At 65.5% G+C, this 20,585-nt stretch carries 20 protein-coding genes; 10 read left to right on the forward strand and 10 right to left on the reverse strand.

Features of this window, described 5'->3' with window-relative positions:
- Positions 1-2 precede the first annotated feature (2 nt).
- Positions 3-605 carry a DNA-3-methyladenine glycosylase gene (locus tag CIT40_RS16800; RefSeq protein WP_094897034.1) on the reverse strand — a complete coding sequence of 201 codons (603 nt, stop codon included), beginning with the start codon at positions 603-605 and terminating at the stop codon, positions 3-5.
- Between the two features lie 130 nt (positions 606-735).
- On the opposite strand from CIT40_RS16800, the gene lipA reads away from it, so the two are divergent.
- Positions 736-1,692: a lipoyl synthase gene (gene lipA / locus CIT40_RS16805; RefSeq protein ID WP_094897035.1), complete on the forward strand. Its 957-nt coding sequence runs from the start codon at positions 736-738 to the stop codon at positions 1,690-1,692.
- Between the two features lie 18 nt (positions 1,693-1,710).
- Positions 1,711-2,190, forward strand: a complete 480-nt coding sequence (locus CIT40_RS16810) for a type II toxin-antitoxin system RatA family toxin (RefSeq protein WP_094897036.1) — start codon at positions 1,711-1,713, stop codon at positions 2,188-2,190.
- A gap of 160 nt (positions 2,191-2,350) precedes the next feature.
- On the opposite strand, the gene CIT40_RS16815 is transcribed toward CIT40_RS16810, so the two are convergent.
- From CIT40_RS16815 to CIT40_RS16840, 6 genes are read right to left on the reverse strand one after another with little or no spacing between them, the layout of a single operon-like run.
- Entirely contained in the window at positions 2,351-3,166 is an 816-nt protein-coding gene (locus CIT40_RS16815; protein WP_162307527.1) for a c-type cytochrome, read from the reverse strand.
- Complete coding sequence (locus CIT40_RS16820; protein WP_094897038.1) at positions 3,166-4,788, reverse strand: b(o/a)3-type cytochrome-c oxidase subunit 1; 1,623 nt, start codon at positions 4,786-4,788, stop codon at positions 3,166-3,168. The genes CIT40_RS16815 and CIT40_RS16820 overlap by 1 nt, the downstream gene beginning before the upstream one ends.
- Positions 4,775-5,341: a cupredoxin domain-containing protein gene (locus tag CIT40_RS16825; protein WP_094897039.1), complete on the reverse strand. Its 567-nt coding sequence runs from the start codon at positions 5,339-5,341 to the stop codon at positions 4,775-4,777. Before CIT40_RS16825 ends, CIT40_RS16820 begins: the two co-directional genes overlap by 14 nt.
- On the reverse strand, positions 5,338-5,514 hold the full coding sequence (locus CIT40_RS16830) for a hypothetical protein (RefSeq protein WP_167443356.1): 177 nt from the start codon (positions 5,512-5,514) through the stop codon (positions 5,338-5,340). The genes CIT40_RS16825 and CIT40_RS16830 overlap by 4 nt, the downstream gene beginning before the upstream one ends.
- Before the next feature lie 8 nt (positions 5,515-5,522).
- On the reverse strand, positions 5,523-6,776 hold the full coding sequence (locus tag CIT40_RS16835) for a c-type cytochrome (RefSeq protein ID WP_094897040.1): 1,254 nt from the start codon (positions 6,774-6,776) through the stop codon (positions 5,523-5,525).
- Positions 6,777-6,784: 8 nt separating this feature from the next.
- Positions 6,785-7,492 (reverse strand): c-type cytochrome, encoded by a 708-nt coding sequence (locus CIT40_RS16840; RefSeq protein WP_094897041.1) that lies wholly within the window; start codon positions 7,490-7,492, stop codon positions 6,785-6,787.
- A 355-nt stretch (positions 7,493-7,847) separates the two neighbouring features.
- On the opposite strand from CIT40_RS16840, the gene CIT40_RS16845 reads away from it, so the two are divergent.
- Positions 7,848-8,627 (forward strand): mechanosensitive ion channel family protein, encoded by a 780-nt coding sequence (locus CIT40_RS16845; RefSeq protein ID WP_094897042.1) that lies wholly within the window; start codon positions 7,848-7,850, stop codon positions 8,625-8,627.
- 5 nt (positions 8,628-8,632) lie between these two features.
- Here CIT40_RS16845 and CIT40_RS16850 read toward each other — a convergent pair whose 3' ends face one another.
- Together CIT40_RS16850 and CIT40_RS16855 are read right to left on the reverse strand one after the other, a co-directional pair.
- On the reverse strand, positions 8,633-9,244 hold the full coding sequence (locus tag CIT40_RS16850) for a CinA family protein (protein WP_094897043.1): 612 nt from the start codon (positions 9,242-9,244) through the stop codon (positions 8,633-8,635).
- A gap of 4 nt (positions 9,245-9,248) precedes the next feature.
- Positions 9,249-10,430 (reverse strand): bifunctional 2-C-methyl-D-erythritol 4-phosphate cytidylyltransferase/2-C-methyl-D-erythritol 2,4-cyclodiphosphate synthase, encoded by a 1,182-nt coding sequence (locus tag CIT40_RS16855; protein WP_094897044.1) that lies wholly within the window; start codon positions 10,428-10,430, stop codon positions 9,249-9,251.
- Between the two features lie 283 nt (positions 10,431-10,713).
- Between CIT40_RS16855 and dusB the strand changes: the two genes are divergently transcribed.
- The 3 genes from dusB to ntrC are packed head-to-tail and all read left to right on the forward strand — an operon-like array spanning position 10,714 to position 14,339.
- The gene (gene dusB, locus CIT40_RS16860; protein ID WP_094897138.1) at positions 10,714-11,715 is read left to right on the forward strand and encodes a tRNA dihydrouridine synthase DusB; all 1,002 of its coding nucleotides are present in this window, start codon (positions 10,714-10,716) and stop codon (positions 11,713-11,715) included.
- Positions 11,712-12,887, forward strand: coding sequence for a two-component system sensor histidine kinase NtrB (locus CIT40_RS16865; protein WP_094897141.1), 1,176 nt, complete (start codon positions 11,712-11,714; stop codon positions 12,885-12,887). Before dusB ends, CIT40_RS16865 begins: the two co-directional genes overlap by 4 nt.
- A gap of 9 nt (positions 12,888-12,896) precedes the next feature.
- A complete protein-coding gene (gene ntrC, locus CIT40_RS16870) occupies positions 12,897-14,339 on the forward strand; it encodes a nitrogen regulation protein NR(I) (protein WP_028144677.1) in 1,443 nt (480 codons plus the stop codon).
- Positions 14,340-14,526: 187 nt separating this feature from the next.
- On the opposite strand, the gene CIT40_RS16875 is transcribed toward ntrC, so the two are convergent.
- Positions 14,527-14,673 (reverse strand): hypothetical protein, encoded by a 147-nt coding sequence (locus CIT40_RS16875; RefSeq protein ID WP_155525996.1) that lies wholly within the window; start codon positions 14,671-14,673, stop codon positions 14,527-14,529.
- 195 nt (positions 14,674-14,868) lie between these two features.
- Between CIT40_RS16875 and CIT40_RS16880 the strand changes: the two genes are divergently transcribed.
- From CIT40_RS16880 to hflX, 4 genes are all read left to right on the forward strand, one after another.
- A complete protein-coding gene (locus tag CIT40_RS16880; RefSeq protein ID WP_162307528.1) occupies positions 14,869-17,286 on the forward strand; it encodes a sensor histidine kinase in 2,418 nt (805 codons plus the stop codon).
- Positions 17,287-17,303: 17 nt separating this feature from the next.
- Positions 17,304-18,674, forward strand: a complete 1,371-nt coding sequence (gene ntrX, locus CIT40_RS16885) for a nitrogen assimilation response regulator NtrX (protein WP_094897047.1) — start codon at positions 17,304-17,306, stop codon at positions 18,672-18,674.
- A gap of 247 nt (positions 18,675-18,921) precedes the next feature.
- Positions 18,922-19,170 carry an RNA chaperone Hfq gene (gene hfq / locus CIT40_RS16890; RefSeq protein ID WP_007591126.1) on the forward strand — a complete coding sequence of 83 codons (249 nt, stop codon included), beginning with the start codon at positions 18,922-18,924 and terminating at the stop codon, positions 19,168-19,170.
- A gap of 11 nt (positions 19,171-19,181) precedes the next feature.
- Positions 19,182-20,564, forward strand: coding sequence for a GTPase HflX (gene hflX / locus CIT40_RS16895; RefSeq protein ID WP_162307529.1), 1,383 nt, complete (start codon positions 19,182-19,184; stop codon positions 20,562-20,564).
- Positions 20,565-20,585 lie beyond the last annotated feature (21 nt).

Below are 20,585 nucleotides of genomic sequence, written 5' to 3' on the forward strand. Positions count from 1 at the left end.
AGCTATTTCGGGAACGGCTTGCTCAGGAACTTCGAGCCCCTGACGCCATAGCGCCAGGGGAGCTCGACCGCCTTGGTGATGCCGATCCGGATGCCGGCCACCACCTCGACATCTTCCGTCCGCGCATGCAGCGCGATCGGCGGCCGGTCCAGCGGCAGGGTGTTGTGCGCGATGGTGATGCCGAGCGCCTCGGTCAGCTTGCCCGGGCCCGAGCACAGCGCGTGCACCTCCTGGAGATGACGACGGCGGCGCATCGCGGCAAGGCCATGCGTCGGCTCCAGCGCGCGGATCAGCACGGCGGCCGCGGAGCCAGCCTCCTCGCAAACGAAGTTGACGCACCAATGGATGCCGTAGGAGCGGTAGACATAGGCAAAGCCGGGCGGGCCGAACATCACCTGGTTCCGCGGCGTCGGGCCGTTATAGGAGTGCGCCGCCGGTTCGGTATGATGATAGGCCTCGACCTCGACGATGATGCCGCCGACGCCGTCCACGAGCATGGTCGCACCGATCAGGTCCGGCGCGACCTCGCGGACGTCGCGGGCGAAAAAGGCTCGCTTCAGGACCTTGCCGAGCCGAGGTGTGGAAGTCTTCGAGACTGGAGCCATTCGAGGAGAGAATCGCTTGAGAACAGAGCAGGATATTGCCCATATCTGCCATGTTCCCTGAAGCGGCGCGAGCCGGGTTGCGGCTGGCAGGCAGACAGACTAGGTAGGACCTGAACAGACCGGACAGACCATGGTCGTTATTGTCGATACCATCGCGAACCCGCTGCGCCCGCGTCACCCCGAAAAGGTGAATCGCCCTGACTCCGCTTCGCCGCCGAAGCCGGACTGGATCCGCGTTCGCGCGCCCAACACCCGCGGCTATGCCGACACCCGCAACATCGTGCGTGCCAACGGCCTGCACACGGTGTGCGAGGAGGCGGGTTGCCCGAATATCGGCGAGTGCTGGGACAAAAAGCACGCGACTTTCATGATCATGGGCGACACCTGCACCCGCGCCTGCGCCTTCTGCAACGTCAAGACCGGCCTGCCCAATGCGCTCGATGCGGCCGAGCCGAAAAACGTCGCCGAGGCCGTGGCCAAGCTCGGGCTTGCCCATGTCGTCATCACCTCCGTCGACCGCGACGATCTCACCGACGGCGGCGCCGAGCACTTTGCCGAGACCATCCGCGCGATCCGCGCCGCGTGCCCCTCGACCACGATCGAGATCCTGACGCCCGATTTTCTCCGCAAGGAGGGGGCGCTCGAGGTGGTCGTTGCCGCCAAGCCCGACGTCTTCAACCACAATCTCGAGACCGTGCCGTCGCGCTATCTCACGGTGCGGCCGGGCGCGCGCTACTTCCATTCAATCCGGCTGCTGCAGCGGGTCAAGGAGCTCGATCCCACCATCTTCACCAAGTCCGGCATCATGGTCGGTCTCGGCGAGGAGCGCCACGAGGTGCAGCAGGTGATGGACGATCTGCGCTCGGCTGACGTCGATTTCCTGACCATCGGCCAGTATCTGCAGCCGACCCGCAAGCACCACGCCGTGATGCGCTACGTGCCGCCGGACGAGTTCTCGTCCTACGAAAAGGTCGCCTACACCAAGGGCTTCCTGATGGTGTCGGCGAGCCCGCTCACGCGCTCGTCGCATCATGCCGGCGAGGATTTTGCGAAACTGAAGGCCGCGCGGGCCGCAACCGTCCGCTGAACCGCCATCTGAGTCACCATGCCCAAATTTTCGAGCAAGCGCCGTGTCAATCACAGCGCCTCCGAGATGTTCGATCTGGTCGCCGACGTCGAGCGCTATCCGGAATTCGTGCCGCTCTGCAGCGCGTTGAAGGTGCGCCAGCGCATAGCCAAGCCCGACGGCACCGAGGTGCTGGTCGCCGACATGACGGTGTCGTTCAAGCTGGTCAAGGAATCCTTCACCAGCCGCGTGAGCCTCGACCGCGCCAATCTGAAAATCCTGGTCGAATATCTGCAAGGTCCGTTCAGCAATCTCGAGAATCGCTGGACGTTCGAGCCCAAAGGCCAGGAGCAGGGCAACGGCGTCTGCGACGTCGGTTTCTACCTCGCCTACGAATTCAAGAGCCGCATGCTGGCGCTGCTGATGGGCTCGATGTTCGACGCCGCCTTCGCGCGGTTCTCGACCGCGTTCGAGAAACGGGCGGATGCGATCTACGGCCGGAAGCTCGCGTCGTCGTAGGTTATCACAACTCTCGTGTCCCGGACGCGCTGCGACGCGGAGCGTTGCTGCGCAGAGCCGGGACCCAGAGGCAACACGGCAACATGCGGAGAGATGGGCCCCGGCTCTGCAGCGCACCGCCGAAGAGGCGCTGCGCTGCGTCCGGGGCACGAGACCGTTCCTAATCCACCGCCTTCACCACATCCGGCGGCTGCGAGGCGTAATACGCCGCGGCCGCCTCGATCTCCTGCGGCGTCATTGCGCGCGCGATGTTGCGCATCTGCTGGCTGATGTCGTTGCGGCGCTCGCCGGAGGCGAAGGCGTGGAGCTGCGCCTTCATGTAGGCCTCCGACTGTCCTTCCAGCCACGGGCTGCCGGTCTTGTTGTCGAGGCTGCCATGGCAGGCGCCGCAGGGCGCGATGCCGCGCATCGGCGCGCCGTAGATCACGATGTTGGGCTTCGGCAGTTGCGGCGTCGGATGATAGGCCGGCAGCCGCGGCAGATAGGCGTAATAGTTGGAGAGATCGGCGATCTCCTGGTCGGTGAGGTTGACCGCGAACGGTGACATCACGGCGTTGGTGCGTGCGCCCGAGCGGAAATCGTGCAGCTGCTTGTAGATCACGGCCGCATACTGGCCGGCGAGATTCGGCGAGTCCGCACGGCTGACGCCGGTCGGGCCATGACAAATCGCGCAGCGCTGCGCCAGCGTTGCACCGCGGCCGATCGCTTCCTGGCTCGGGCGCGCCAGCGTGTTCGAAGTCAGCACGACCTCGGACAGGCGTTTTGCCTGTTCGGGCGCCGTGACATCGGGCGCGCGCTGCGTCACGCCGGCGGCGCTGCAGATTGCGTCCCAGACATTGGCGAACTGCACCCAGGGCTGCGCGAATGGTAGTACGATGAAGCCGGCCATCGCGGTCACGATCAGGATCGCGGCGGTGACGCCGACGCCAATCCTGAAATGGCTGTTACGGAGGGTGAAGAGGTCGCGCGTGCTCATCACTGCGCTCCCACATAGACGGCAGGCACCGAGGTGCCCGAACTCAGCGCCAGATTCAGGATCGGATAGCCGTAATTGGTCAGCGTGAGACCGATCATCAACGCGACCCACAGCGCGTGGGTGTTGAGCGCGACCGGCACGGTCGTTGGCTGGTGCACGGCCAGCGCGAAGCGATAGGGCCCGGCATCGACCTGCGGCGCGCGCATGCCGCGCGCCAGGATGACGATGAACATGATGCCCGACGCCAGCAGGATGAAGCCGCCGATCGCCGAGAGGGTGACGGAAAGGGCCTGCGGCGCGATCGCGGGATCGCCGAAGTCGAAATAGGCCATGCGGCGTGGCATCCCGAGAATGCCGACCCAGTGCCACGGGAAGGTGGTGACGATCATGCCGATGAACCACAGCCAGAGCTGGGTGCGGATCAGGCGGACGTCGATCAGCTCGCGTCCTGTCAGATGCGGCCACAGATCATAGGCGATCGCGAAATACATGATCACGATGGCGCCGCCGAAGATCAGGTGGAAATGGCCGGTGATCCACTGCGTGTTGTGGATGGAGGCATCGAGCTGATAGCTCATGTTGATGAGGCCGCCGGCGCCGCCGAAGCCGAGCATGACGAAGGAGAACGCCAGCGCCAGCATCATCGGGTTGTCCCAGGGCAGGGCCCTGATCCAGCCGAACATGCCGCGGCCGCCGCGCAGCCGCGCCGCGATCTCGACCGAGGCGCAGATCGTGAACACCGTCAGCAGCGTCGGCAGCGCCACCAGCGCCGTAAAGGCGGAATGGATGAACTTGAAGCCGGCGCCGACCTGCGGGTCGGCAAAGGTGTGGTGCATGCCGATCGGCATCGCTACCACCAGGAACAGGATGAAGGAGATCCGCGCCATGCCGTCGGAATAGACCCGGCCGCCGATCGCGCGCGGCACGATGGTGTAATAGGCGATGTAGGCGGGCATCAGCCAGAAATAGACGATGGCGTGCAGTGTCCAGGAGAAGAAGACCCGGGCGAGGCCGGCATCGATGGTGTTTTTCACGCCGGCCGCGACGGGAATGATCTGCAGCAGCAGTTCGAGCGCGGCGCCGACCGCGGTCCAGGCCCACAAATACGAGCCCGCGACATTGGCGAACATGGCGAGCGGCACCGGGGCGCCGGGATTGGCCTTGCGCCAGACGCGCAGGTTGACCGACATCAGCGCGACCCAGATCCACGAGCCGACCACGACCAGGACGACGCCGAGGTAATAGAAGACGTTGCCGATCAGCGGCGGGTAGAACGTGTAGAGCACCGAGGCGCGGCCGAGCGCGATCGGGATCACCGCCATGATGCTGCCGGCGACGATCAGCCAGAAACCGGTCCAGGCCCAACGCACCCCGACCAGCCGCTGCTGCAGTGCGGCTTCACTGATGGCGTAGCCGAAGCCCATCGCCACCAGCGTCGGGAAGACGTAGCCCATCACCGTGCCATGCGCGGTCAGCGAGCGGTAATAGAGCTCGGGATTGGACAGCCAGGTGCCGATCGGGCTGCGGATGAACATCTGCCAGGCGCCGAGCGTGAGCGCGATGCCGAATACGGCGAAGGCCAGCCAGAAATGGGCGAGGATGAGCTTCCTATTGACCAACACAGCTCAGCCTCCCGCCACCCTTCGCCCGATCGGCGAATTCGGCCTTGTCGATCACCTTGACCTTGCCCCACATGCCCTCATGGCCGAAGCTGCAAAACTCCTGGCAGGGCATCAGATAGTCGCCGGTCCTGGTGAAGCGCATCAGCTGCTCGGAGATATAGCCCGGCACCAGCATGGTGTTGACGTTGGTGGCCTGGATCAGGATGCCATGCACGACGTCGGCGCTGGTGGCCCGCAGCGTGATCGGCGTGTCGGCGGGAACCAAGATGCAGGCCGGCGTGAAGGAATATTGCTGGCCGATCGCGCGCACGGTCACGGTGCCATTGGCCTCGAGCACGCTGCCGAGATTGCTCTCGACGAATTCGCCCGAGAGATGAATGCGCGACGGGTCGATGGTCTCGACGCGCGGCTGCGGCATGGTCGCGCGATGAATGCCGGCGAAGGCCGCAAGCCCCGCCATCATCACGACGATGGCCACGGCGATGGTGGCCCAGCGCCGCTCGACACGGGCAGCGACCTCGGCGCTGGCGTGATGCGTTTCCTCTGCGCTCATTGCAGCGATCCGCGCGGCAGGAACACGAACAGATAGAAGGCGAACCACATCGCGACCACGCAGGCGGTGGCGACGCCGGCGAGCACGATCGCGCCGGACGGGCCCTGGGCGACGACCTCCTCGACGGCCTGGTCGGCTGTGGCCGGGCTGGTCGGCGGATCGGAGTTGAACATGCGGCCTCTCAGTTCAGCGGTGCGGAGCGCAGCTCGTTGGCCTCGCGCGCAGAGACCGGCGTGCCGCGATTGCCCCAGGCGGTGCGGATATAGGAGACGACGGCGGCGATCTCGTTGTCGGAGAGGAGCCCCGCGAACGGCGGCATGCCGTAGGGCATCGGATTGCCCTTGGTGCCCGGCGGATAGCCGCCATTGAGCACCATGCGGATCGGGTTGACCGCCGACTGCATCTCGATTGACTGGTTGTTGGCGAGCGGCGGCCAGTGCGGCGGCTTGCCTTCGCCCTGCGTGCCGTGGCAGCTCGCGCATTGCTTGTCGTAAACGGTCTTGCCGAGGCTGATCAGCAGGCTACTCTCGGTGGTCGGCAGCGCCGTAGCTGCCGGCGGCGGCGACGACCCCTCGGCGATGCCCTTGAGGTACACTGCCATTGCGCGCGTGTCCTCGTCGTTGAGATATTGCAGGCTGTTGTGCACGACCTCGGCCATCGGGCCGTAGACCACGCCGCGCATGGAAACGCCGGTCTGCAGCAGGTCGGTGATGTCCTTGATGCTCCAGTCGCCGAGCCCGGCCTCGCGGTTCGACGTGAGCGAGGGCGCGTACCAGTTCTGCATCGGGATCAGGCCGCCCTTGAAGGCATCCGACTGCGAGGTGCCGCCGAGCGCGTTGATCGGCGAATGGCACATGCCGCAATGGCCGAGGCCCTCGACCAGATAAGCGCCGCGATTCCATTCCGCCGACTTCTTCGGATCGGGCTTGAACTCGCCTTCGCTGAAGAACAGCGTGCGCCATCCCAGGATCAGCTGCCGGTTGTCGTAGGGAAAGCGCAGCTCGTGGGGCTTGTTCTTCTGGCTCACCGGAGGGATCGCACGCAGATAGGCGTAGATCGCGTCGCTGTCGGCGCGTGTGACCTTGGTGTAGGACGCGAACGGCATCGCCGGATAGATCAGCCCGCCATCCGGGAAACGGCCGCTGTGCATGGTCTTGTAGAAATCGTCGGCGCTCCATTTGCCGATACCTGTCTCCGTATCAGGCGTGATGTTGGAGGTGTAGAGCGTGCCGAACGGCGTCGGCATGGCGCGGCCGCCGGCGAACAGGCGGCCCTCCGGCGCGGTGTGGCATGCCGTGCAGTCGCCGGCTCGCGCCAGATATTCGCCGCGCGCGATGACGTCGTTGGCATTGTTCGGGGTCTTGTCCTGCGCCTGCGCGGCCGTCGTGAACGCGGCGAGAACGAGGAGACCGATCGACAGTTTCAAGCCCATCATCCGCCTCGTCAATTGGGCTGGCTGCCGCAGCCGAACGGCAGCGCGTAGGTGCCCTTCGGTACGGGGGCCGGGTTCGCGGGCGCCGGCCGTGTCGCGAGCCAGGCCGCGACAGCGGTGACGTCGGCCTCGGTCAAATGGCCGGCGACTTGCTGCATGCAGTCGGGCGACTTCGCCGTGCGCGTGCCGTAACGCCACGCGCCGAGCTGGGCGCTGATGTAATTGGCGCGCAGGCCCAGCAGGCCGGGGATGCCGGGTTGCATGCCCGTGAGTCCCGGACCGTGGCAGCTGACGCAGGCCGGAATGTTGCGGCCGGCATCGCCGCTGGTGGCGAGCAGCTCGCCTTGCGCCAGCACGTCCTTGCTGACCTCGGTCGGCGCCGGCTGCGGCAGCGGCGGATGTTCGCCGGCAAAATACTCTGCCATCGCCTCGAGATAGGGATCAGGCAGAAACTCCAGCAGGTAGTTCATCGGCGGGTATTTGCGGCGGCCGCTGCGGAAGGCGAGCAGCTGGTTGTAGAGATAGCCGGCAGGCTTGCCGGCAAGCCGCGGGAAATAGACGTCGCTGGTGCCTTCGCCCTTGTTGCCGTGACAGGGCGTGCAGGCCTCGACCCGTGCCGCCATCGTATCAGGCGGCTGGCTCGCCGTTTGTGCGGCCGCACCATCAAAGGCGGCCAAGGTGATGATCACGGCGACTGACGTCGCGGCGCGAGCGAACAATTTCGTCGCCCTCCACTGGGCTGGTCCGGTTGATTCCGGATCACAACGTAGAGCGGCATTATTGCGCCAATATATTCTCGCGCAAGATTGGACACGAGCGAAGACACTTGGTCGCGCCGTCTGCGTTGCGATTTCGATCGAATTCGACAAACTTGCGTGCTTTTTGGAAATTTGGGCATAACCGTGCAGCCCCGCGACAGTATGGGCGGATTAGCCGAAGGCGTAATCCGCCACTGTTTGCCACGACGAGCGATGCGGCGGTTTCCGCTCGGCTCATCCGCCTTACGGACCGTGTTCCCACCGGGATCAATTCGCGTCGCAGCGAGTTTGCAACGGATCGCCGTTTGGAGCCGCCATGACCATCAATTTCGACACACTGAAGGCCTCGCTCGTTCTCTACGGACTGAATGCGATCTACGCGATCCTGCTGCTCGCCGTCGGCTGGTATCTCTCCGGCGCCATGCAGCGCTTCGTTACGCGCCTGTTGAGCGTCACGCATCGCGTCGATCCGCTCGTCACGCTGTTCGTCGGCAGCCTCGTCCGTTATGGCGTGCTGGCGGTGGTCGGCATCGCCGTGCTTCAGCTGTTCGGCATCCAGACCGCGAGCCTGGTCGCCGTGCTGGGCGCGACATCGCTCGCCATCGGTCTGGCGCTACAAGGCACGCTCTCCAATCTCGCCGCAGGCGTGATGCTGCTGCTGTTCCGGCCCTTTCGCATCGGTGACGACGTCGAGGTCGCCGGCAAGGCCGGCAAGGTGAAGTCGCTGTCGCTGTTCATGACCGAGCTGGTCGCGGCCGACAACACGCAGATACTGTTGCCGAACGGACAGGTGTGGGGCGCTGCGATCGTCAATCACAGCGTCTATCCCGGCACTGGCGAGGTCAAGGTGGCGTTTCCAGTCCCCGCCGGCGCGGCCAACGCGCTCGCCGATCGGATCCTCAAGGAGCTACGCAACGATTCCCGCATCGACGGTCAGGCGCAGCCGACCGTCTCCGTCACAAAGGTCCTCGATGTCGGCAATCCCGCGGCGCCGATCCTGGAATTGACCGTCAGCGCGAAGGCTAAACCCTCGGAGGCCGGGGCGGTCAGGCAGTGTGTGCTCGACCACGCGAGCGCGCTATTGGCGGCAGCCTGAGGCGTTCAGCCGCGCGGCGAGCGCGGGGTCCGTCGCTTGGCGACATGCCGGCGCGGCGAGCGGGTGACGCGTGGCCGCAGGCGGGTGACTGCGGCGGCGCGTTTCGGCTTGGCTTGAGCCTGCGGGCCGCGGGCGAGATCCATCAGCATGCGCAGCGCCTCGACCACCGAGCGGGCGCGTACGGCGCTGCGGCCGATCGCACCGAACCGGTGCTCGCGGTGGATGATGCGGCCGTCGCGCGCCGCGGCGGCGAAATGCACGAGACCGACCGGCTTGCCGGGTGTCGCCCCGCCGGGGCCGGCAATGCCGGTGATGGCGACCGCGAGATCGGTGCCGGCGCGCTCCAGCGCGCCGATCGCCATCGCGGTCGCGGTCTCCTTGCTGACGGCGCCGAAATTGGCAAGCGTGCCGGCTTCGACGCCGAGCATCGCGCGCTTGGCGTCATTGGAATAGGTGACGAAGCCACGGTCGATCACGTCGGACGATCCGGGGATGTCGGTTAGCGCGCCCGCGACGAGGCCGCCTGTGCAGGATTCAGCCGTGGCGATCGTCAGCTTGCGCATCCGGCACAGATCGAGCAGCGAGCGGGAGAGGGCGCGTGCGTCGCTGCTGCCCATGATCCTACACGCTCCAGGGAAGGCGGATGGTGGCGCTCGCGGTGGCCGCGATGCCTTCCTCGCGTCCGGTGAAGCCGAGCCGTTCGCTGGTCGTCGCCTTCACCGCGATGCGGGAGATGTCGATGCCGGAGATTTCGGCGATGCGCGCGCGCATGGCATCGCGCAACGGGCCGATCTTCGGTCGCTCGCAGATCATGGTGACCTCGAGATTGGCGATGCGGCCGCCGCGCGCCGCGACGCGCTCGATGGCGTATTTCAGGAATTGGTCGGAGGAGGCGCCCTTCCACTTCGCATCGCTCGGCGGAAAGTGCGAGCCGATGTCGCCGTCGGCGAGCGCGCCGAGGATGGCGTCGACCAGCGCATGGAGGCCGACATCGCCGTCGGAATGGGCAAGAAAACCCCTTGTGTGCGGCACGCGCACGCCGCAGAGCATGAGGTGGTCGCCGTCGCCGAAGGCGTGGACGTCGTAACCGGTGCCGGTCCTGATGTCGCCGAGCTGGGCGGCCAGGCGCGCTTCCTCGCGCACGAAATCCTCGGGGGTGGTAAGCTTCATATTGGCAACATCGCCTTCAAAGGTTGCAACCGTCAATCCCGCCCATTCGGCAATCGCGGCATCGTCGGTGAAATCGCTGCGGCCGTCCTTTGCGGCACGACGATGCGCTTCGAGAATGATTTCGAAACGAAAGGATTGCGGCGTCTGCGCGATGCGCAGGCGCGCGCGGTCCGGCGTGCCCTCGACGTTGCCGCCATCGCCGGTGAGCTTGACGGTGTCGGTGACGGGAATGGCGGGGATCGCGGCGCCGGTGCGGCTCGCCGCTTCGATCGCGCGCGAGATCAATCCTTCCGAGACGAAGGGGCGCGCGGCGTCGTGGATCAGCACGATGTCGGGCTTGTGCTTCACCAGCGCTTCCAGGCCTGCCAGCACCGAGGCCTGCCGGGTCGCACCGCCATGGGTCGGCGGCTCATGCTCGAGCCCGGCGACGGCGGCCGTGAACATGGCGCTGTCATCGGGGTTCACCACCGGCTGCACCGCAAAAACGTCGGCGTGGCGGCTGAAGGCCTCCATGGCGCGGTAGATCACGGGCACGCCGCCGATCTCGCGATATTGCTTCGGACCACCGGCGCCTGCACGCAGTCCACGCCCGGCTGCGACGAGGACGACTGCGGTGCGCTGTGATTTCGCCATAGGACTCGAATACTCAGTTGGTGATGGAAAGAGTCGGGGAGTGGGGTGATTGCCGCATGCCTCTAGCACGGCAGGCCCGCAAAAAAAGGGGGTTTCCCCGGATTGTTGGAGCCAGCATTTTGCTGCACTGCACTTGAAAGATTTGCAGAACTGTCTAAACTGTAGGCATGACGCTTGACTGCACAAGAATTGTGCGCAAGATAGATCATGGCAGGCGCGATGAGGCCCCTGCCCAGTCCACGAGACCCCTGTGACCGGTTCGGCAGTATTCGGCTCTAAGCCGCTGAAAATAGGCGATATTGACGTCGCCACCCCGGTCTTCCTGGCGCCGATGTCGGGAGTGACGGACTCGCCCGTCCGCCGGCTGGCCGCCGAGCTTGGGGCCGGTCTCGTCGTCTCCGAAATGACCGCCAGTGATGAACTTGCCAATGGCCACCGGATGTCCCGGTTGCGCTGCGAAGCCACCGGCATCGGCCCCCACGTGGTCCAGCTCGCCGGCTGCGAGCCCCATTGGATGGCCGAGGGCGCCCGGATCGCCGAGGCCGAGGGCGCCGATATCATCGACATCAACATGGGCTGTCCGGCCCGCCACGTCACCGGCGGCCAGTCCGGCTCGGCCTTGATGCGCGACCTCGACCATGCCGTCAGCCTGATCGATGCCACCATCGCGGCGGTCGAGGTGCCGGTGACGCTGAAGATGCGGCTCGGCTGGGACGACCAGACCCGCAACGCCCCTGAGCTGGCACGGCGCGCGGAAGCCGCCGGCGTCAAGCTGGTGACGGTCCACGGCCGCACCCGCAACCAGTTCTACAAGGGCGAGGCCAATTGGGATGCCATCCGTGCCGTGCGCGAGGCGGTCTCGATTCCGCTCGTCGTCAATGGCGACATCACGACTTACGAGAAGGCGCTCGCGGCGCTCGAGGCCTCCGGCGCCGACGCGGTGATGATCGGCCGCGGCGCGAACGGCCAGCCCTGGCTGCCCGGCCAGATCGGCCGCCGCCTCAAGGGCGGGGCTGAGGAGGCCGTGCCCTCGCTGGAAACCCAGCTGCATTATGTCCGCACGCTCTATGAGGGCGTCTGCGCGCTCTATGGCCTGCGCGTTGGTCTGCGGCATGCCCGCAAGCATCTCGGCTGGGCCCTCGATGTCGCCGCGCAGGCGAGCGGCGCGCCGGTCGAGAAGTTGAAGGGCTGGCGCCAGAAAATCCTCACGTCGGAGGATCCGGGCCGCGTCCACCAGTCACTGCAAGACGCTTTCGACGACTTCGCATGGAGCGCTGCTGCATGAGCTCAGCTGCTGACCATCGTCGGCCGGTTCCGTCCGACAGCGACGCGATCCTGGATGCCTTGCCCAATCCCGTGCTCATGATCGGGCCGGACGGCAAGATCGTCGCCGCCAACATCGCGACAGAAGCCTTCTTCGACATTTCGACGCAGTTTTTGAAGCGGCAGTCGCTGAAAGAGCTGGTGCCGTTCGGCAGTCCGTTGCTGGCGCTGATCGACCAGGTGCGCTCGTCGAACGCGCCGGTCAACGAATACAAGGTCGATCTCGGCACGCCGCGCATGGGGGGCGACCGCCAGGTCGATCTTCACGTCGCGCCGCTGACCGAGCGGCCCGGCCATATCGTGGTGATGCTGCAGGAGCGCTCCATCGCCGACAAGATGGACCGCCAGCTCACCCATCGCAGCGCGGCGCGCTCGGTGATCGCGCTGGCTGCGATGCTGGCGCACGAGATCAAGAATCCGCTCTCGGGCATCCGCGGCGCAGCGCAGCTTCTCGAGCAGCAGGCCTCGTCCGAGGACCGCATGCTGACGCGCCTGATCTGCGACGAGGCCGACCGCATCGTGACGCTGGTCGACCGCATGGAGGTGTTCGGCGACGAGCGCCCCGTGTTGCGCGGCCCCGTCAACATCCATTCGGTGCTCGACCACGTCAAACGGCTGGCGCAGTCCGGCTTTGCCCGCAACATCCGCTTCATCGAGGACTACGATCCCTCGCTGCCGCCGGTGCTGGCGAACCAGGACCAGTTGATCCAGGTGTTCCTCAATCTGGTGAAGAACGCCGCCGAAGCGCTGATCGACGTTCCCGACGGCGAGATCCAGCTCACCACCGCGTTCCGCCCCGGCGTGCGCCTGTCAGTCCCCGGTCAAAAATCCCGGGTATCCCTGCCGCTCGAATTCTGCGTGAGGGACAATGGACCAGGCGTGCCGGACGATCTTCTGCCCAACCTGTTCGATCCCTTCGTGACCACCAAGCAGACCGGCTCCGGCCTCGGTCTCGCGCTGGTCGCCAAGATCATCGGCGATCACGGGGGCATCATCGAATGCGAATCTCAGCCGCGCAAAACCACCTTTCGCGTGCTGATGCCGATGTATTCCACATCGGTGAAACATGCCGATCACAGCAGTCGCGACGGCTCTGCCGGGAAGTCGTCGGCTGCATCTCAGGGGGCAAAATGAGGATTAACAATGCCCGCAGGTAGCATTCTCGTCGCTGATGACGACACCGCCATCCGCACGGTTCTCAACCAGGCACTTTCCCGGGCCGGGTATGAAGTCAGGCTGACCGGCAATGCCGCGACGCTGTGGCGCTGGGTCAGCCAGGGGGAGGGCGATCTCGTCATCACCGACGTGGTGATGCCGGATGAAAACGCCTTCGACCTCCTGCCGCGGATCAAGAAGATGCGGCCGAATCTGCCCGTCATCGTCATGAGCGCGCAAAACACCTTCATGACGGCGATCCGCGCCTCCGAGCGCGGGGCTTACGAATATCTGCCGAAGCCGTTCGACCTCAAGGAGCTGATCGCCATCGTCGGCCGCGCGCTCGCCGAGCCGAAGGAGCGCGTCTCGACGCCGGACGAGGACGCCGAGATGGAGGCGATCCCGCTGGTCGGCCGTTCGCCGGCGATGCAGGAAATCTACCGCGTGCTGGCGCGGCTGATGCAGACCGATCTCACCGTGATGATCACCGGCGAATCCGGCACCGGCAAGGAGCTGGTGGCGCGCGCGCTGCACGATTACGGCAAGCGTCGCAACGGCCCGTTCGTCGCGGTCAACATGGCGGCGATCCCGCGCGACCTCATCGAATCCGAGCTGTTCGGCCATGAACGCGGCGCCTTTACCGGGGCCAACACCCGCGCCTCCGGCCGGTTCGAGCAGGCCGAGGGCGGCACGCTGTTCCTCGACGAGATCGGCGACATGCCGATGGAGGCGCAGACCCGCCTCTTGCGCGTGCTGCAGCAGGGCGAATACACCACCGTCGGCGGCCGCACCCCGATCAAGACCGACGTGCGCATCGTCGCGGCGTCCAACAAGGATCTGCGCGTCCTGATCCAGCAGGGCCTGTTCCGGGAAGACCTTTTCTTCCGCCTCAACGTCGTGCCGCTGCGGCTGCCGCCGCTGCGCGAGCGCATCGAGGATTTGCCGGATCTGATCCGTCACTTCTTCGCGCTGGCCGAGAAGGACGGGCTGCCGCCCAAGAAGCTCGACGTGCTGGCGCTGGAGCGGCTGAAGCAGCATCGCTGGCCCGGCAACGTGCGCGAACTGGAAAATCTCGCCCGGCGCCTCGCCGCGCTCTATCCGCAGGATGTGATCACGGCCTCGGTCATCGACGGCGAGCTCGCACCGCCCTCGGTAAGCCCGGGTGCGGCGGTCCAGCAGGGCGTCGACAATCTCGGCGGCGCGGTAGAGGCCTATCTCTCATCGCACTTCCAGGGTTTCCCGAACGGCGTGCCGCCGCCGGGCCTCTATCACCGCATCCTCAAGGAGATCGAGGTGCCGCTGCTTACGGCTGCGCTCGCCGCCACCCGCGGCAACCAGATCCGCGCCGCCGACCTGCTCGGCCTCAACCGCAACACGCTGCGCAAGAAGATCCGGGATCTCGATATCCAGGTTTATCGCAGCGGAGGCTAGTCTTCCGCGACGAACGCTAACCCGATTGCGCGGACGGTGGCTCAGCTCCCCCTACCAGAGTGGAGCTGAGCCTGTCCGGATCGCGCGGGCCGTTTTGGCTGGCGCGGTGAGCAAAAGTCGGGGCGGGGCCGGAATGTTCCGGGGTCACATAAGGTTGAGACATTCGGCCACCTGAGACCGCGACCGATCACCTGGCCAAGCGCTCGGTCGACGGCACCAGGCGCGCGACTTGCGCCGTCGGGTCCTGCATGACCGGACCATTGACCAGCAGATCGGAAGCCACGATCAGCAGCAGAACGGCAGAAGCCATCATCGCGAGGAAGAACCTGTCCATGCGGGTCAAGCCCCGGCAGCGGAAATCCGTTCCCGCAGATGAGGTCTCTCCAAGCGACCGGCCATAATCCGCCTGTGGATGCGCCGGTCCGTCGCGGCGAAGGCGCCGCGGAATTGTCGCAATTCGGCAACAATGTGGTACGAATACATCAGTGCCCGCCCGTCGCGGACCGTTTTCAGCATCGCCATTGTCGGAATGACCAGCGCAGACACCTCGGCCGCACACTTTGACACGGCACCAGCGGAAGAGCCCCGGCGTTGGTCGGCGCGGCGCTGGCTGGCGCCCTTTGCCGTGGTGCTGGCGCTGCTCTCGGCCTTCCTGACCTTCCTGGTCCTGACCGGCCTGACCACGATCGAGCCGACGCCGGCGGTGGTCCGCTCGATCTACCTGATCAACGCGGCCACGATCCTGCTGCTGGTCGGAATCATCATCCGCGAGCTCTGGCAGCTGATCCTGGCGCGGCGGCGGGGCAGGGCGGCGGCGCGGCTCCATGTCCAGATCGTCAGCCTGTTCTCGATCGTGGCGGTGCTGCCGGCGGTGCTGGTCGCCGTGGTCGCCAACGTCACCATCGAACGCGGCCTCGACCGGTTGTTCTCCGGCCCGACCAAGGAGGTGATCCAGAATTCGCTGACGATCGCGCGGGCCTATATGCAGGATCATGCGCAGCTGATCCGCGGCGACATTCTCGGCATGGCCAACGACATCGCGCATGCCCGGCCGCTCTACGACCAGGATCGCCGCTCGTTCCGGGAGATGCTGAGCGCCAGCGCCGCTTCCCGCAACCTGCCGGGCGCGATGATCATCGACAAGGACACCAACATCCTGGAGTCCGCCGACACCGGCATGCGGCTCGCCTATTCGCCGCCCGCGCCCGACTTCCTCAGCAACGTCAACGAATCCGAGCCCGAGATCGCCATCCTTCCCGATGCGAGCTTCGTGGCCGCGGTGATCCGGCTGCGCGCCTTCAGCGACACCTTCCTCTATGTCGCCCGTCCGCTCGATCCGAACGTCGTCAATCAGCTCAAGCAGACCGAGGTCAGCGTCGCCGAATACGCCCAGATCGAGTCGCGCCGGCTCGGCATCCAGGTGGCCTTCGCCCTGATGTTCGCCGTGATCGCGCTGACGATCCTGATGGCCTCTGTGCTGATCGGCCTCAACTTCGCCAATTCGCTGGTCTCGCCGATCCGGCGGCTGATGAACGCGGCCCACACGGTCTCGACCGGCGACCTCCATGTCCAGGTGCCCGTGCACCAGTCGGAAGGCGATCTCGCCCAGCTCGGTGAGACCTTCAACAAGATGACGCAGGAGTTACGCAGCCAGCGCGATGAGCTCGTCAACGCCAGCGACCTGATCGACAGCCGCCGCCGCTTCATCGAAGCGGTGCTGTCCTCCGCAAGTGCCGGCATCATCGGCGTCGACGCCTCCGGCAGCGTCGGCATTTTGAACCGCTCGGCCGAGAAGCTGATCGGGCACTCCGAGGCGGAGACGCTCGGTCATCCGCTCTCCGACGTGCTGCCAGAGCTCGACGAGACGATGACGGCGGCGCGGGAAGGCAGCCAACGTCTGGTGCAGGGCCAGATCACGATCACCCGCGACGGCACCGAGCGCAATCTCTCGGTCCGCGTCAGCGCCGAGAAGAACCAACCGCACGACAGCTACATCATCACGCTCGACGACATCACCGAGCTGGTTTCGGCGCAGCGCACCTCCGCCTGGGGCGACGTGGCGCGCCGCATCGCCCACGAGATCAAGAACCCGCTGACGCCGATCCAGCTTTCGGCCGAGCGTATTCGCCGAAAGTTCGGCAAGGACATCACCGAGGCCAAGGATAAGCAGATCTTCGAGCAGTGCACCGACACCATCGTGCGCCAGGTCGACGACATCCGCCGTATGGTCGACGAGTTCTCGCGCTTTGCACGGATGCCGAAACCGGTGATGGAGGGCGAGGACGTCGCCGACGCGGTGCGACAGGCGGTGTTCCTGATGAAGGTCGCCCATCCCGAGATCGATATCGAGACCGAGTTCAAAGACGATCCGCTCCGCGCCCAGTTCGACCGGCGGCTGATCTCGCAGGCGGTCACCAACATCGTCAAGAACGCCACCGAGGCGATCGAGCAGGTCCCGGCGGAGGAGCTCGGCAAAGGCCGCATCGACGTCGTGGTGTCGCGCCAGGGCGAGGACGTGCTGATCGACGTCATCGACAACGGTATCGGCCTGCCCAAGGTCGCGCGCTCGCGGCTTCTCGAGCCCTATGTGACGACGCGCGCCAAGGGCACCGGTCTCGGCCTTGCCATCGTCGGTCGCGTGCTGGAAGACCATGGCGGACGCATCGAGCTGAAGGATGCTTCCGACTTCCGCGCGGGCCAGCGCGGCGCCTGGATGCGGATGCGCTTCGCGATCTCCGGCCAACCCGCGAAGTCCGAGGGAGCCGAACCGGCCCCGGCGGTCGCGGTCAAGGACGCAACCGGCGCGCAGGCCGGCGCTCCTGTCAAGGACCTCACGCAGAAAACAAAGGACTTGGCGCAGGAAACAAATAAGCCGGCGGCCGAAACCAAAGAGGCCGCTGAAAAGACCAATGATTCAACGAAAATCGAAGCCTCAACAGGCAGCTGACAAGACAGGCGCGACCCATGGCTAGTGAAATTCTGATTGTCGATGACGAAGCCGATATTCGCGATCTCGTTGCGGGCATCCTCGAGGACGAGGGTTTTGTGACGAGGACCGCACGCGACAGCGACTCCGCGCTGGCTGAAATCGGCAACCGCAGGCCGCATCTGGTGTTCCTCGACATCTGGCTACAGGGCTCGAAGCTCGACGGCTTGCAGTTGCTGGAGCAGGTCAAGAAGGACAATGCCGACCTGCCGGTCGTGATGATCTCCGGCCACGGCAACATCGAGACCGCAGTCGCCGCCATCAAGCGCGGCGCCTACGACTTCATCGAAAAGCCGTTCAAGGCCGACCGGCTGATCCTGGTCGCGACCAGAGCGTTGGAGAACTCGCGGCTCAAGCGCGAGGTCAAGGAGCTGAAGCAGCTCGCGCCGAGCGCAAGCCAGCTCGTCGGCCGTTCGCCGAGCATGAACCAGCTGCGCCAGACCATCGAGCGCGCGGCCAAGGCCAACAGCCGCATCCTGATCGTCGGTCCCGCCGGCGCCGGCAAGGAATTGACGGCGCGCACGCTGCACACGGCCTCGGGCCGCTCCGACGGTCCCTTCGTCGTCATCAACGCAGCCGCGATCACGCCCGACCGCATGGAGCACGAGCTGTTCGGCGTGGAGCAGTCCAACGGCGAGCAGGCGCGCAAGCCCGGCGCGCTCGAGGAAGCCCATGGCGGAACGCTGTTCATCGACGAGATCGCGGACATGCCGCGCGAGACCCAGAACAAGATCCTGCGCGTGCTGGTGGATCAGTCGTTCCAGCGCGTCGGCGGCACCGCCAAGATGCAGGTCGACGTCCGCATCATCTCCTCGACCGCGCGCAATCTCGAAGAGGAGATCGCGGCCGGCCATTTCCGCGAGGACCTCTATCATCGGCTCTCGGTGGTGCCGATCCGCGTGCCTGCGCTGTCGGAGCGGCGCGAGGACATTCCGGAATTGATCGACTATTTCATGGAGCAGATCTCGGCTGGCAGCGGCCTGCCCAAGCGGCAGATAGGGCAGGACGCGATGGCGGTGCTGCAGTCGCATGTCTGGCCGGGCAATGTGCGCCAGCTCCGCAACAACGTCGAACGGGTCATGATTCTCGCCGCCGGTGGACCGGAGGTCATCATCACGGCCGACATGTTGCCGCAGGACGTCGGTTCGATGGTGCCGGCGATGCCGACCAGCAACAATGGCGAGCACATCATGGGCCTGCCGCTGCGCGAGGCCCGCGAAGTGTTCGAACGCGACTATTTGATTGCACAGATCAGCCGCTTTTCAGGAAATATTTCTCGCACGGCCGAGTTCGTTGGCATGGAACGGTCGGCGCTGCATCGGAAGCTCAAGGCGCTCGGCGTCGGCTGATTCGACTGCGCTGCGGCGGCATGGTGGGAATACCGAGGAAAATCACCGACTTCCGGCGTATTTCGGACGATTGGGCGTAGGCTGCCGCGTGAAGCGGCTTGCCTAATAACCCGACCTGTCCTCTAATCGCACAGCTGTTCCTTCCGAGGGGGATCTCATGAGGAACGGCAACCGGGAGAGGCCCCGAACGTCACAAAGAGGGCCGCAACCGGCGCAATAAAAAGAAACTCAAAGCGAGAAAAAAACAATGGCGGCAGACCGCGCACAAAACCTACAGGACACCTTCCTCAACCACGTTCGCAAAACCAAGACGCCACTGACGATCTTTCTGGTCAACGGAGTGAAGCTCCAGGGCATCGTGACCTGGTTCGACAATTTCTGTTTGCTGCTTCGGCGCGACGGTCATTCGCAGCTCGTCTACAAGCATGCGATCTCGACCATCATGCCGGGTGCGCCGATCCAGTTGTTCGAAGGCGGCGAGGATCAGCCGGCTTGAGAGTGATCTGATTGGAACCCCGGAATTTCGACGGGGATGCCGACCGTCCGCGGTCGGCGGGGGGTAAGCAAACGGGGCGGGTGCTTGTCATCGGCCCCTATTTGCGGGTGCGCGCAGGCGGTGCCGACGCGCAATCGGAGAGTCACATCCAGCGCAATGCCGAGGCCCGGCTCGATGAAGCCGCCGGCCTTGCGCGCGCGATCGATCTCGTCATTGCCGATGCGATCATCGCGCCGATCAGCCAGATCCGCCCCGCGACCTATATCGGCAAGGGCAAGGTCGAAGAGATCGCCGCGCTGGCGAAGAGCCTCGACGTCGAGCTCGTGGTGATGGATTGCGCGCTGGCGCCGATCCAGCAGCGCAACCTCGAGAAGGAATTGCAGGCCAAGGTGCTCGACCGCACCGGGTTGATCCTGGAAATCTTCGGCCGCCGCGCCAAGACCAAGGAGGGCTCGCTCCAGGTCGAGCTGGCGCATCTCAACTACCAGCGCTCGCGGCTGGTGCGCTCATGGACCCATCTGGAGCGCCAGCGCGGCGGCTTCGGCTTCATGGGCGGTCCCGGCGAGACCCAGATCGAAGCCGACCGACGCCTGATCCAGGAGCGCATTTCCAAGCTTGAAGGCGAGCTGAAGAAGGTGCAGGCGACGCGGCGATTGCATCGTGCCGGCCGCCAGCGCGTGCCGTATCGCGTCGTCGCGCTGGTCGGCTACACCAATGCCGGCAAGTCGACGCTGTTCAACCGCCTGACGCGTGCCGACGTGCAGGCGGCGGATATGCTTTTCGCGACACTCGATCCGACCTTGCGCGCCCTCAACCTGCCGCACGGCGGCAAGGCGATGCTGTCGGACACCGTTGGCTTCATCTCCAATTTGCCGACCCAGCTCGTCGCCGCCTTCCGGGCCACGCTGGAGGAGGTGCTGGAAGCCGACGTCATCCTGCATGTGCGCGACATATCCCATGAAGATGCCGAGGCCCAGCAGAGCGACGTCGACGCCGTGCTGCGCCAGCTCGGCATCAATCCTGATGACTCAGGCCGCATCATCGAAGTCTGGAACAAGATCGACCGCTATGGTTCCGAGCAGCGCGAAGAGCTCCTGAACATCGCAGCACGCCGGCCGGAGGATCATCCCGCGATGCTGGTCTCGGCCGTGTCAGGTGAGGGCGTCGATGCATTGCTCGCCGCGATCGAGGAGCGGCTCGCGGCAAAGCGCACCACGCTCGATCTCTCGATCGACGCCGCCGACGGCGCCGGCATCAGCTGGTTGCATCGCAATGCCGAGGTGCTGGCCAAGGAGCTGCATGACGGCCGCTTCGACATGACCGTGCGGGTGGACGAGACCAAGCGGGATATCGTGGTGAACAGGTTCGACGCGGTGCCACGCCTGTCGGCGTAGATGATCTCGGTATTGGCCGCG

The organism is Bradyrhizobium amphicarpaeae, from assembly GCF_002266435.3.
In the GTDB taxonomy this organism is placed as follows: domain Bacteria; phylum Pseudomonadota; class Alphaproteobacteria; order Rhizobiales; family Xanthobacteraceae; genus Bradyrhizobium; species Bradyrhizobium amphicarpaeae.